13 protein-coding genes are annotated in these 12,926 nt (G+C 69.5%); 10 read left to right on the top strand and 3 right to left on the bottom strand.

The features are described from left to right. The first annotated feature begins 56 nt into the window (after positions 1-56). Positions 57-1,799, top strand: coding sequence for a proline--tRNA ligase (locus tag CHC08_RS15015; protein WP_089207880.1), 1,743 nt, complete (start codon positions 57-59; stop codon positions 1,797-1,799). 215 nt (positions 1,800-2,014) lie between these two features. Here the strand turns inward: CHC08_RS15015 and CHC08_RS15020 are convergent, their stop codons facing one another. The 3 genes from CHC08_RS15020 to CHC08_RS15030 form a co-directional block, all read right to left on the bottom strand. Continuing rightward, entirely contained in the window at positions 2,015-2,209 is a 195-nt protein-coding gene (locus tag CHC08_RS15020) for a DUF4236 domain-containing protein (RefSeq protein ID WP_089207881.1), read from the bottom strand. Positions 2,210-2,497: 288 nt separating this feature from the next. Then, positions 2,498-2,965, bottom strand: coding sequence for a ferritin-like domain-containing protein (locus CHC08_RS15025; RefSeq protein ID WP_089207882.1), 468 nt, complete (start codon positions 2,963-2,965; stop codon positions 2,498-2,500). Beyond that, a complete protein-coding gene (locus CHC08_RS15030) occupies positions 2,962-3,468 on the bottom strand; it encodes a twin-arginine translocation signal domain-containing protein (RefSeq protein WP_089207883.1) in 507 nt (168 codons plus the stop codon). The genes CHC08_RS15025 and CHC08_RS15030 overlap by 4 nt, the downstream gene beginning before the upstream one ends. 190 nt (positions 3,469-3,658) lie before the next feature. Between CHC08_RS15030 and rimP the strand changes: the two genes are divergently transcribed. The 9 genes from rimP (at position 3,659) to CHC08_RS15075 (ending at position 12,885) form a co-directional block, all read left to right on the top strand. Next, positions 3,659-4,159 (top strand): ribosome maturation factor RimP, encoded by a 501-nt coding sequence (gene rimP, locus CHC08_RS15035; protein ID WP_089207884.1) that lies wholly within the window; start codon positions 3,659-3,661, stop codon positions 4,157-4,159. Between the two features lie 24 nt (positions 4,160-4,183). Beyond that, a complete protein-coding gene (gene nusA, locus CHC08_RS15040) occupies positions 4,184-5,179 on the top strand; it encodes a transcription termination factor NusA (protein WP_204359044.1) in 996 nt (331 codons plus the stop codon). Next, positions 5,163-5,465 carry a YlxR family protein gene (locus tag CHC08_RS15045; protein ID WP_089207886.1) on the top strand — a complete coding sequence of 101 codons (303 nt, stop codon included), beginning with the start codon at positions 5,163-5,165 and terminating at the stop codon, positions 5,463-5,465. Before nusA ends, CHC08_RS15045 begins: the two co-directional genes overlap by 17 nt. Before the next feature lie 143 nt (positions 5,466-5,608). Beyond that, complete coding sequence (infB, locus tag CHC08_RS15050) at positions 5,609-8,854, top strand: translation initiation factor IF-2 (RefSeq protein ID WP_089207887.1); 3,246 nt, start codon at positions 5,609-5,611, stop codon at positions 8,852-8,854. A 122-nt stretch (positions 8,855-8,976) separates the two neighbouring features. Next, complete coding sequence (locus CHC08_RS15055; protein WP_089207888.1) at positions 8,977-9,276, top strand: DUF503 domain-containing protein; 300 nt, start codon at positions 8,977-8,979, stop codon at positions 9,274-9,276. Between the two features lie 67 nt (positions 9,277-9,343). Beyond that, complete coding sequence (gene rbfA / locus CHC08_RS15060) at positions 9,344-9,826, top strand: 30S ribosome-binding factor RbfA (RefSeq protein ID WP_089207889.1); 483 nt, start codon at positions 9,344-9,346, stop codon at positions 9,824-9,826. After that, a complete protein-coding gene (locus CHC08_RS15065) occupies positions 9,826-10,821 on the top strand; it encodes a DHH family phosphoesterase (protein ID WP_089207890.1) in 996 nt (331 codons plus the stop codon). Before rbfA ends, CHC08_RS15065 begins: the two co-directional genes overlap by 1 nt. A 77-nt stretch (positions 10,822-10,898) precedes the next feature. Continuing rightward, positions 10,899-11,798 carry a tRNA pseudouridine(55) synthase TruB gene (gene truB, locus CHC08_RS15070; RefSeq protein WP_089207891.1) on the top strand — a complete coding sequence of 300 codons (900 nt, stop codon included), beginning with the start codon at positions 10,899-10,901 and terminating at the stop codon, positions 11,796-11,798. A 133-nt stretch (positions 11,799-11,931) separates the two neighbouring features. Next, on the top strand, positions 11,932-12,885 hold the full coding sequence (locus CHC08_RS15075; protein ID WP_089207892.1) for a bifunctional riboflavin kinase/FAD synthetase: 954 nt from the start codon (positions 11,932-11,934) through the stop codon (positions 12,883-12,885). Positions 12,886-12,926: the final 41 nt, after the last annotated feature.

The raw sequence follows: 12,926 nt of genomic DNA on the forward strand, positions 1-12,926 counted from the left end.
GCTTGCGCCACTCGATAGCCTGTAGGACAACGTTTCCCTGCTAGCTAGGAGTAGCCGTGCTGCTGCGCATGTCGTCGTTGTTTCTTCGAACCCTGAGGGACGACCCGGCAGACGCGGAGGTCCCGAGCCACAAGTTGCTCGTCCGCGCCGGCTATGTCCGCCGTATCGCACCCGGCGTCTACTCCTGGCTGCCCCTCGGCAAGATGGTCCTGGAGAACGTCACGCGCATCGTGCGCGAGGAGATGGATCGCATGGGCGGCCAGGAGGTCCTCTTCCCCGCGCTCCTGCCCCGCGAATACTACGAGGCCACCGGCCGCTGGACGGAGTACGGTGACACGCTCTTCCGTCTGAAGGACCGCAAGGGCGCCGACTATCTGCTCGGCCCCACCCACGAGGAGATGTTCACCGACATGGTCAAGGGGGAATACGCCTCCTACAAGGACTATCCGGTGACGCTCTACCAGATCCAGACGAAATACCGCGATGAGGCCCGTCCCCGGGCGGGCATCCTGCGCGGTCGCGAGTTCGTCATGAAGGACTCCTACTCCTTCGACCTGGACGACGAGGGTCTCAAGCACTCCTACGAGCGGCACCGTGAGACCTACATCAAGATCTTCGATCGTCTCGGCATCGGCTACAAGATCTGCTTCGCCACGTCCGGCGCGATGGGCGGCTCGGCGTCGGAGGAGTTCCTCGCCCCCGCCGTGACCGGCGAGGACACCTTCGTGGCCTGCCACCACTGCGGCTACGCGGCCAACGCGGAGGCGGTCACCACCCCCGCCCCCGCCGCGATCACCGGGGAACGGCCCGCCCAGCGGGTGCTCGACACCCCCGGGACGCCGACCATCGAGTCGCTGGTCACCTACGTCAACGAGCACCACGGCCTCAACGTCACCGCCGCCGAGACGCTCAAGAACATCGTGGTCAAGGTGACCAAGCCCGGTTCCGACAAGCCCGAGACACTGATCGTCGGCGTGCCCGGAGACCGTGAGGTCGACTTCAAGCGGCTGGAGGCCTCCCTGGCCCCCGGCGAGCCCGCCATCTTCGAGGCCGAGGACTTCGCCAGGCACCCCGGCCTGGTCCGCGGCTACATCGGCCCGCAGGTTCTCAAGGGCCTCGGCATCCGCTACCTCGTGGACCCCCGCGTGGTCGACGGCACCGCCTGGGTGACCGGTGCCAACGAGCCCGGCAAGCACGCCGTGGACGTCGTGGCCGGCCGTGACTTCGTCGCCGACGGCACCATCGAGGCCGCCGAGGTCCGCACCGGCGACGCCTGCCCGGTCTGCGGTTCCGCCCTCTCCATCGACCGGGGCATCGAGATCGGTCACATCTTCCAGCTCGGCCGCAAATACGCCGACGCCGCCAAGCTCGACGCCCTCGGCCCCGACGGCAAGCCCATCCGCGTCACCATGGGCTCCTACGGCGTCGGTGTCTCCCGGGCCGTGGCCGTGATCGTCGAGCAGGGGCACGACGAGCTGGGCCTGGTCTGGCCCCGCGAGGTCGCCCCCGTCGACGTCCACCTCGTGGGCACCGGCAAGGACGGCCAGATCGAGGCCGCGACCCGGCTCGCCGAGGAGCTCGAGGCCCGCGGCCTGCGCGTCCTGGTCGACGACCGGGCCGGCGTCTCCCCGGGTGTGAAGTTCAAGGACGCCGAACTGCTGGGCATGCCGACGATCCTGATCGTCGGCCGCGGTCTCGCCCAGGGTGTCGCGGAGCTGCGTGATCGCGTCACCGGCGTCAAGGAGGAGATCCCGATCGCCGAGGCCGTCGACCGCGTCGTGGCCGCCTGCCGCGCCTGACCTCCGGCGCCTCCGGCGTCTTCGCGCGCAAACCCCGGCGTCTTCGCACGAAAAGGAGCGGCCCACCCGTCACGGGTGGGCCGCTCCTTCGTCCGCACGGCCCTGCCGTTCGTATCGCGCGGTCGCCTGCGCGGTCCTGCGTATCGCGCGGTCCTGCCGTCCGTACGGTCCGCCCTGCCGTCCGTACGGTCCGCGCCGGTGGTGATGGGGGCCCGTCAGCGGCGGGCGCTGCTCCCGAGAGTCTTGCGCCAGTGGAAGCCGCCGGGGAGGTTGACGCTCAGCGTGCGGCGCCCGTCGGCCGTCTTGGTGACGCGGAAGGCGCGGTTGCCCCAGCTGTGGCCCACACCGCTTCGCGAGAGATTGACGCGGAACGGACCGAACTTCATCGACTTCCTATATCCCCAGCCCATTGCTTCCTCCCTAGACGTATTCGCGGAAGTTCAGCTACCCCCCAGGCTCGCAATAAACGCAGCAAATATGACCGCTTACGGTAAATGCGACAAATGATGTCAAAATGAATTTAAATGGCGATAAGGGATTCGGTATGGCAAAACTGGAAGCGAGTCGCGATCGCCGCGATGTGATCATCGGCGCACCGGCGTGATCGCCGCTTCACCGAGCCTGTCGGCTCACCGACGGGATTTCCCGTTCAGCGTTGGGGCCGCCGCTCCGCCGCCGGGGTCGCCGGCCCGCTGGGCTCACTGTGACGGGGCGGCGCTGCTTGACGGGGTCGTCGCCGGGAGGACGGGTTCGGGGGCGGGGGGCATGCCGGGGAAGGCCGCGATCTCCGGGCGCAGGCCGTACGAACGGGTGGCGCACTCCTGCATGGCCAGCGCGGACATCTGGCGGACGGCCGCGTCGGTGGACGCGGTCAGCTGCAGATAGGCGGTGGTCACCCTCTGCTCGACCAGCACGGCCAGCTCCACGGCCTGGGCCGCGGTGGACGGGATGACCGGCAGGTCATAGGTCGGGGTCGGCTCGGCCGGGGTGCCGCCGCCAGAGATGATCAAGGTGCGGAGCCGGTCGCGGCGGGCGCGATGGGCGTTGAAGGCCGCCGTCGCGATGACGCGCAGGTTTCCCGTGGTCCTGGCGCCGATGATCCCGTAGGCGTAGACGGCCGCGTGCTCGGCCGCCAGAGCCGTGTCAAGCTCCTGAGCGGCCGTCACAGGGACCTCGAGAGGGCCATGGCGTGTGCGGCCTCACAGGCGCCGATGGACGCGATCAGCTGGGCCAGGGCGGGGGAGACCCCGGCGAGCTGGCGGGGGCGGAGCGCCGCGGCCTTCTGCTCCAGGTCGCGCAGGCTCCGCAGGGTGGGCCTGCGGCTCGGTGCGGGGGTGGCCGACGGCGAGGGCGGTGTGGAGGCGGGTGAGGGCGGTGCCGTGGCGGGAGAGGTGCTTGAGAGGAGCTTGTCGCGAAGTCTGCGGCGGAGCTCGGCCAGGTGGGCCTCGTGCCGCCCGGCGAAGGGCGCGAGCTTGGCGGAGGCCGCCGAGGCGTACAGCGCGACGGTCCGCTCCTTGCCCGCGATCAGCTGGTTGAGCAGCACCGTCTCCGGATCCGGGGGTGTGGCCACGACGGGTTTCGGCTCCTCGGAGGCGCAGCCCGCCACCGTCAGGGCGGCCACCCCGAGAGCGCTGCCCCGTAACAGGGTGCGCCGGGAGACGGAACGCACGGGCGACCTCCGGTTATGACATGGGTTGCTGACGCCTCTAACATCGTACGGGCATGGCATCACAGTCACCTCGCTTCTCGGACGGCGTCGCCACACCGAGTGGCGCTCTTTCTACGCCCTGGTGTGGATAGGCTGGTTAATCGCATGGGCGAGGTCCGCCCGGCTGAGATCGTGACAATGGGAGGTCGGCATGGGCAGCGCCACATCCCGCGACCGCCTGATGGAGCTTCTGGAACCTGTCGTCGAAGCCGAAGGGCTCGACTTGGAGGACGTCACGGTCACACCGGCGGGCAAGCGGCGGTTGCTGCGTGTCATCGTCGACCGTGACGGCGGTGTGAGCCTGGACGACGTCGCCGAGGTCAGCCGTTCCGTCTCCGAGGCGCTGGACGCCGACGACGCGATGGGTGCCACCCCGTACGTGCTGGAGGTCTCCTCTCCGGGGGTCGACCGCCCGCTCACCGAGCCGCGCCACTGGCGCCGCGCGGTTAAGCGGCTGGTCAAGGCCGACCTGCGAGACGGCACCGCCGTGGAGGGCCGGATCGTCGTCACCGACGAGACCGGTGTGGAGCTGGACGTCGACGGCGCACCGCGCCGCATCGACTATCAGGACCTGACCCGAGGACGGGTGCAGGTGGAATTCCGCCGGCTCGACGACGCCGAAAACGACGGCGAAGACGGCGACGAAGGCTAAGGGGGAAGCCTCGTGGACATTGACATGAGCGTCCTGCGCAGCCTGGAGCGGGAGAAGGACATCTCCTTCGACCTGGTCGTCAAGGCGATCGAGGACGCGCTACTGATCGCATACTTCCGGAGTGAGGGCGCCGCCGCCAAGGCGCGCGCCGAGCTCGACCGGAAATCCGGGCACGTGACCATTTTCGCGGCCGAGCTCGACGACGAGAGCGGGGAGGTGCTCAGGGAGTTCGACGACACCCCGGGCAACTTCAGCCGCATCGCCGCGACCACGGCCAAGCAGGTCATCCTGCAGCAGCTCCGCGACGCCGAGGACGAGATCAACTTCGGTGAGTTCGCCAGCCGTGAGGGCGAGCTCGTGGCGGGCGTCATCCAGCAGGGCAAGGACCCCCGGGTCGTCCTGGTGGACCTGGGCAAGATCGAGGCGGTGCTGCCGCACAGCGAGCAGGTCCCCGGTGAGGAATACGTTCACGGTGACCGTATTCGTTGCTACGTGGTCCAGGTCAAGAAGGGCCACAAGGGCCCCTCGGTGACCCTGTCGCGGACCCATCCCGGTCTGGTGAAGAAGCTCTTCGCCCTGGAGGTCCCGGAGATCGCCGACGGCACCGTCGAGATCGCCGCGATCGCCCGCGAGGCCGGTCACCGCACCAAGCTCGCGGTCCGTTCGCGGCGTCCCGGCGTGAACGCCAAGGGCGCCTGCATCGGCCCGATGGGCTCGCGCGTGCGCAATGTGATGGCCGAGCTGCACGGCGAGAAGATCGACATCATCGACTGGTCGGACGACCCCGCGGAGTTCGTGGGGAATGCGCTCTCTCCCGCTCGTGTTTCGCATGTCGAGGTCATCGACGTCGACGGCCGCGCCGCGCGTGTGACCGTGCCGGATTACCAGCTCTCCCTGGCGATCGGCAAGGAGGGGCAGAACGCCCGGCTGGCCAATCGCCTCACCGGCTGGCGCATCGATATCCGCCCTGACACCCAAGCGGGGGACGCGGCCGGTTCCGCAGATGCATCCACACGGTAAGCTGGAATATGGTGGCCAAGCTTCCCCACTGAGAACATGTGTGGGGTGCCGGGTTCGCACGGTTTCTTCCGAGCTGCTCCGCCTGGTGATGGTCGAGGGCGTTATCGTCCCTGACCTGCGACGACGGCTCCAGGGGCGTGGTGCTTCGCTGCATCCCTCCTTGAGCTGTTTGGATCTCGCTGAGCGTCGACGGGCGTTTCCGCGTGCGTTTCGCACTGCGGTCCCGCTCGATCTGTCGCGAGTGCGAGGTCATCTTGAAGAGCTGCAGACTGAAAGGATCGGGTGAGATGGTTACCAAATGTCATGTAGGACGCCGATTTGATGGGCTGGTCAGATAGCTATGAGCGCCTGATGAGCATGCGGCGATGAGTACGTCTACGTAACGACGGTCCGGCGGCACTGCCTCCCGGGCCGAGACAAGGGAGTGTAGTGGCGAAGGTCCGGGTATACGAGCTCGCCAAGGAGTTCGGTGTGGAGAGCAAGGTCGTTATGGCCAAGCTCCAGGAGATGGGCGAGTTCGTGCGTTCGGCGTCCTCGACTATCGAAGCACCGGTAGTCCGCAGGCTCACGGAAGCTTTGGGCGGTCCCACCAAGGGCTCGTCCGACAAGGGCGGTAACAGAACGCCCAGGCCGCCTCAGGCGGCCCCCAGGCCTGGCGACAGCCAGGCCGGAAACGGTGCCACCGCGGCACCGACCTCAATCCCCAAGCCGGGACCGGCCCCCAGGCCGGGACCGCGACCGGGTCCCGCACCGGCTCGCCCCGCGGCGCCGGCGGCTCCCGCGCCGCAGGCCCCGCCGGTCGTGCCCCAGACTCAACCCGAGCAGGTGCAGCCGCAGCAGGCTCCGCCCCCGCAGGCTCCGCAGCAGCCCTCACCGGTTCAGGCACCTCGTTTCGAGGCGCCCCGCACCGATGTCGGCCGTCCCGCGGCCTCCGGCCCCAAGCCCGGCCCGCGTCCGGCTCCGCGACCCGCACCCGCGGCTCGTCCCGAGGCGGCGCGTCCGGAAGGCCGCCCCGCGGCCGGTCCCGGCGGAGCCCCCTCGGGCCCCCGCTCCGGTGCGGGCGCTCCCGGTGGTCCGGGTGCCAAGCCCGGTCCGCGTCCGGGCCCGCGTGGCCCGCGTCCCGGCAACAACCCGTTCTCGTCGAACGCCAGCGGCATGGGCCAGGCCCGTCCGCCGCGCACCGGCGGCCCGGGTGGCCCCGGCGGACCTCCCGGTCCCGGTGGTCCCGGCGGCCGTGACGGAGCTCCCGGCGACAGGGGTCCGCGTCCCGGTGGTCCTCGCGAGGACCGTGGTCCCCGTGACCAGAACCGCGACAGTGCGGGTCCCCGTCCTCCCGGCGCTCGTTCCGGTCCGCCCGGAGCGCCCGGCTCACGTCCGGGCCCCGGCGCGGGTGGTCCGCGTCCCGGTGGCGGCGGCGGCGCGGGTGGTCCGCGTCCCGGCGGTCCCCGTCCCAGCCCGATGATGATGCCGCAGGGTCGTCCTGCCGGTCCCGGTGGCGGCGGTGGCGGCGCAGGCCGTCCCGGCGGTGGCGGTGGCGGTGCGGGTCGTCCCGGCGGCGGTGGCGGCGCAGGCCGTCCCGGTGGCGGCGGCGGTGGCGGTCGTCCCGGTGGTGGCGGCGGCGGTTTCGCCGGTCGTCCCGGTGGCGGTGGCGGCGCAGGCCGTCCCGGCACGAGCACCGGCGGTCCCGGTGGCGGCGGCGGCGGTTTCGCCGGTCGTCCCGGTGGCGGCGGTCGTGGCCGTGGTGGCGGCACCGCGGGTGCCTTCGGCCGTCCGGGAGGACGTCCGACCCGCGGTCGCAAGTCCAAGCGTCAGCGGCGTCAAGAGTTCGACAACATGCAGGCCCCGGCGATCGGTGGCGTGCAGGCTCCCCGCGGTGGCGGTCAGACGATCCGTCTGTCGCGCGGCGCCTCCCTGTCGGACTTCGCCGACAAGATCGGCGCGATCCCCGCGTCCCTGGTGCAGATCATGCTGCACCTCGGCGAGATGGTGACCGCCACGCAGTCGGTCAACGAGGAGACGCTGCAGCTTCTCGCCGCCGAGCTGGACTACAACCTGCTTGTGGTCAGCCCGGAGGAGGAGGATCGCGAGCTTCTCGAGACCTTCGACATCGAGTTCGGCGAGGACGAGGGCGACGAGTCCGATCTCGTCGCGCGCCCGCCGGTCGTGACCGTCATGGGTCACGTCGACCACGGTAAGACCAAGCTGCTCGACGCCATCCGCAACACCAACGAGGTGGCGCGCGAGGCGGGTGGGATCACCCAGCACATCGGTGCTTACCAGATCACCACCGAGCACGAAGAAGAAGAGCGGAAGATCACCTTCATCGACACCCCGGGCCACGAGGCGTTCACCGCCATGCGTGCCCGTGGTGCCAAGGTCACCGACATCGCCGTCCTGGTGGTCGCGGCCGACGACGGTGTGAAGCCGCAGACCATCGAGGCCCTGAACCACGCCCAGGCGGCCGACGTGCCGATCGTGGTCGCGGTCAACAAGGTCGACAAGGAAGGCGCGGACCCGGGCAAGGTCCGTGCGCAGCTCACCGAGTACGGTCTGGTCGCCGAGGAATACGGCGGCACGACCATGTTCGTCGACATCTCCGCCAAGAACGGGACCGGCATCGAGAACCTTCTCGAGGCCATCCTGCTCACCGCGGACGCCGAGCTCGACCTGCGGGCCAACGACACGATGGACGCCCAGGGCGTCGCCATCGAGGCGCACCTCGACAGGGGCCGCGGCCCGGTCGCGACCGTGCTGGTCCAGCGCGGCACGCTCCGCGTCGGCGACTCGATCGTCTGTGGCGAGGCCTTCGGCCGCGTCCGGGCGATGCTGGACGACAAGGGCGAGGCCATTCTTGAGGCCGACCCGTCGCGTCCGGTGCTGGTCCTCGGTCTGACCGCGGTGCCGGGAGCCGGTGACAACTTCCTCGTTGTCACCGACGACCGGATGGCGCGCCAGATCGCCCAGCAGCGTGCGGCTCGCAAGCGCATCGCGGACATGGCCAAGTCCGGCCGTCGCCGCACCCTCGAAGAGCTCTTCAGCGAGATGGAGAAGGGCCAGATCGATGAGCTCAAGCTCATCATCAAGGGTGACGTCTCCGGTTCGGTCGAGGCCCTCGAGGACGCGCTGCTCAAGATCGACGTCGGCGATGAGGTGCGCCTGCGGGTGCTCCACCGTGCCGTCGGTGCGATCACCGAGTACGACGTCAACCTGGCGGTCGCCGACGACAACGCGGTCATCATCGGCTTCAACGTGCGCCCCGAAGTCCGGGCGCGCGACCTCGCCGAGCGCGAGGGTGTCGACATCCGCTACTACTCGGTCATCTACCAGGCGATCGAGGAGATCGAGGCGGCCCTCAAGGGCATGCTCAAGCCGGAGTTCGAAGAGGTCCAGATGGGCACCGCCGAAGTCCGCGAGGTCTTCAAGGTGCCGAAGATCGGCAACATCGCCGGTGCTCTGGTCCGCTCGGGCACGATCGTCCGGAACAGCAAGGCCCGGATCATCCGCGGTGGTGTTGTCATCTCCGACAACCTCACCGTCTCCTCGCTGCGTCGCTTCAAGGAGGACGCGACCGAGGTCCGCGATGGTTACGAGTGTGGTATCGGTGTCGGCTACAGCGACATCAAGATCGACGACGTCATCGAGACGTTCGAGATGCGGGAGAAGCCGCGCGTCTGATGCCTCGGATCGGCGCGGGTGACCACTCGCCGGCCGTCGGTTCTCACCCCCGGGGTGAGGGCCCTCGGCCGGCGGGTGGCCCCGCGCCATCGATGGCACGGTGACGTCCGTGGCGAGTGAATATGTATGTAGGCGCCCTGACAATGGACATTCTGCTCGGCGATGTTCATTCGCTGAAGGAGAAGCGCTCGGTGGTGCGTCCCATCATCGCCGAGGTGCAGCGACGGTTCCCGGCCGTGGCCGTGGCCGAGACCGGCCATATGGATCTGCACCGCCGTACAGAGATCGGGATCGCGGTCGTGTCCTCCACCGCCGCCAACTGCGGCGCGGTGATGGACGACTGCGAGCGTCTGATCGCCTTCCATCCGGAAATCGAGTTGCTGTCCGCCAGGCACCGGCTCTACAACGAGGACGAGGACTAGCTACAGAGACGACCGGTCGCGGGGCAGCCCTTCGCGGTCGGTCGTCACTGTGAGAAGGGGGAGCGATATGGATGTCGCACGCGCACGTAAGATCGCCGACCGGATTCAGCAGATTGTGGCGGAGATGCTGGAGCGCCGGATCAAGGACCCGAGGCTGGGTTTCGTGACCATCACGGACACGCGGATCACCAACGACCTGGGTGATGCCACGGTGTTCTACACCGTGTTCGGTTCGGAGGCCGAGAGGACCGACTCCGCTCTGGCGCTGGAGAGCGCCAAGGGGCTCATCCGCTCGGAGGTGGGCCGTCAGACGGGTCTGCGTCACACGCCGACGCTGACGTTCACCCACGACCCGCTCCCTGACACCGCCCGCCACCTCGACGACCTGCTCGCCGAGGCGAAGGCCAGGGACGTCGAGATCGCCAAGCGGGCCGAGGGCGCGCAGCACGCGGGCGAGGCGGACCCCTACCGCAAGCCCGACGAGAACGACGATGAGTTCGAGGACAGCGACGACGAGCCCTCGGAGCGCGCGGGACACTCCGCGACGTGATGCCCCAGCTGCGTGACGACGGCCCGGTGCCCGGTCGAGACTGGGATCGGGCCGTCGAGCTCATCTCGTCCGCGGACGAGATCGCGCTGGCCTGTCACGTCTCGCCTGACGGCGACGCGCTCGGCTCCATGCTCGCCCTCGGGCTGGCCCTGCGCGCGGTGGGCAAGCGCGTCACGGCCTCCTTCGGGGAGCACCGGACCACGGTGCCCCGGCTGCTGCGTTTCCTGCCCGGACAGGACCTCCTGGTCGGGCTCGACGACTATCCGGCCGCGCCCGAGCTGATGATCACGTTTGATGTCCCCACCGTCGGCCGGCTCGCCATGCTGAGCGACAGCGCGGGCAGGGCCCGTGAGCTGATCGTGGTGGACCATCACCCGTCCAACACCCGCTTCGGCACGCTCAACCTGGTCGATCCCGGCGCCGCGGCCACCGCGGTGCTCGCCGAGGAGCTGCTCCACCGGCTCGGCCTGCCGATCGACAAGGTCATCGCGACCTGCCTCTACGTCGGACTGGTCACCGACACCGGCTCGTTCAAATACTCCTCGACCACCCCCGCGGCACACGCCATGGCCGCCCGTCTGGTGGCCACCGGGCTGAACACCGAGGAGATCGCCAGGGACCTGTGGGATCGGTCCCCGTTCGCTTACCTCAGGGTGCTCGGCACCGCCCTCGACAGGGTGACGCTGGAGCCCGAGGTGGGCGGCGGGCTGGTCTGGACGTTTGTCACCCGGGCCGACCGGGCCGCGTACGGCCTGCCGTACGACGAGGTGGAGGGGATCATCGACGTGGTCCGGCGCACCGACGAGGCGGACGTGACCGCGGTCCTCAAGGAGGACGACGACGGCGCCTGGCAGGTCTCCACCCGATCCAAGGGCGGGGTGGACGTCGCACGGATCTGCACCGCGCTGGGCGGTGGCGGGCACACCAAGGCCGCCGGCTTCACCTCCCACCTGCCCGTCGAGGAGACGATCGCGAGTCTCCGGGCACTCTTGTAGAAGGCCTTCCGTAAAAGGTCTTTCCAACCGACATCCTCCCCAGGGCCGGAGCCCGGGGGCTCCACAGGAGGAACTCGATGAGTACGGCTCGCGTCAAGCGCACCCCGCCGCCGAGCGGGCTGATCATCGTGGACAAGCCCGCCGGCTGGACCTCGCACGACGTCGTGGCCAAGCTCCGCGGGATCGCGGGCACCCGCAAGGTCGGCCACGCGGGCACCCTCGATCCGATGGCCACCGGCGTGCTGGTGGTGGGCGTGGAGAAGGCGACCAGGCTCCTGGGCCACCTCGCGCTCACCCAGAAGGGTTACGACGCCACGATCCGGCTCGGCCAGTCCACCAACACCGACGACGCCGAGGGTGAGATCATCGCCACGCTCTCGGCCGCGGACGTCGCCGAGGAGAGCCTCAGGAAGGGTGTCGCCACCCTCACCGGCCCGATCATGCAGATCCCGCCGCAGGTCAGCGCCATCAAGGTGAACGGCGAGCGAGCCTACAAGCGGGCCAGGGCGGGTGAGGAGGTCGAGCTCAAGTCGCGCCCGGTGACCGTGTCGGCCTTCGAGATCACCGATATCCGCCGCCACGGGGACCTCATTGACGTCGACGCCTCGGTGTCCTGCTCAAGCGGCACCTACATCCGGGCCCTGGCTCGTGACCTCGGCGCCGACCTGGGGACCGGCGGCCACCTGACCTCCCTGCGCCGCACCCGCGTGGGCCCCTACGACCTGTCGATGGCGCACACCCTCGAAGAGCTCTCCGCCGACTGCGTGATCCTGCCGATGGCCGACGCGGTCGCGGCGGTCTTCCCGCGGCGCGACGTCACCGCCGAGGAGGCGAGCTCCGTCGCGCACGGTGGGCGGCTGCCCTCGCTGGGGCTGGGCAGCGGTCCGATCGGCGTGTTCGGGCCGGACGGCATGCTGCTGGCCCTGGTCGAGGAGCACGGCGGGATCACCAAGTCCCTGGCCGTGTTCGTCTCCTGACGGACGCCTGTCCTTGGCCTCGCCGCCGAGGTCAAGAGCCTTTTCGCCCTGCTATGACCTCCCCGATTGGAGAGAAGGCCGGGGAGCATGGCAGGCTTTAGGGGTCGATCCGCTACGAGGGGAAGAGGCTGCGGTGCGAGGATGGCACGGATTGGACGACGTGCCCGAAGACTGGGGCAGGTCCGTCGTCACGATCGGCGTCTTCGACGGCGTGCACCGCGGTCATCAGCAGATGGTGGCCCGTGCCGTCGCGATGGCCGGTGATCTCGGGCTGCCCTCGGTGGTGGTGACCTTCGATCCGCACCCCGAAGAGGTGGTCAGGCCGGGCACCCACCCGCCGCGGCTGACAACGGCCAGGCACCGCACCGAGCTGCTCGCCGATCTCGGTGTGGACGCCGTGTGCGTGCTGCCGTTCACGCTGGAGTTCTCCCGGATGAGCCCGGACGAGTTCGTGCAGATCGTGCTCGTGGACCGGCTGCACACGGCCGGGGTCGTGGTGGGGGAGAACTTCCGCTTCGGGCACAAGGCCTCCGGCGACGTGGAGACGCTCCGGACCCTCGGAGAGAAATACGATTTCGTGGCGGAGGGAGTTCCGTTGGTGAGCAACGGAGAGACCATCTCCTCCACCCTCATCCGGGAGCAGTTGGCCGCCGGTGACATGGAGGCCGTCGCCGTGACGCTCGGCCGCCCGCACCGGGTGGAGGGCGTGGTCGTCCGGGGCTACCAGCGCGGACGCCAGCTCGGCTTCCCGACGGCCAACGTGGAGTCGCCGGAGTTCACCGCGATCCCCGCCGACGGCGTCTACGCGGGCTGGTTGCAGGGCATCTCGACCGGTAATCTGCCGGCCGTCTACGACGGCGCACGCTGGCCCGCGGCGATCTCCGTGGGCACCAACCCGACCTTCGAGGGCGTGCCCCGCACGGTAGAGGCCTACGCGCTCGACCGCGACGACCTCGATCTCTACGGCGCCCACGTGGCGGTGGACTTCGGCTCGCGGCTCCGGGGAAACGTAAAGTTCGACTCCATCGAGACGCTCATCGCGCAGATACACGCGGACGTCGACCAGGTCCGCCGCCTGACCGCCTGACCGGTTGGCCGCCTGATCAGGTGACCGCGTGGCTGCGCTGC

It is taken from the genome of Streptosporangium subroseum, from assembly GCF_900188345.1.
Taxonomy (GTDB): domain Bacteria; phylum Actinomycetota; class Actinomycetes; order Streptosporangiales; family Streptosporangiaceae; genus Streptosporangium; species Streptosporangium subroseum.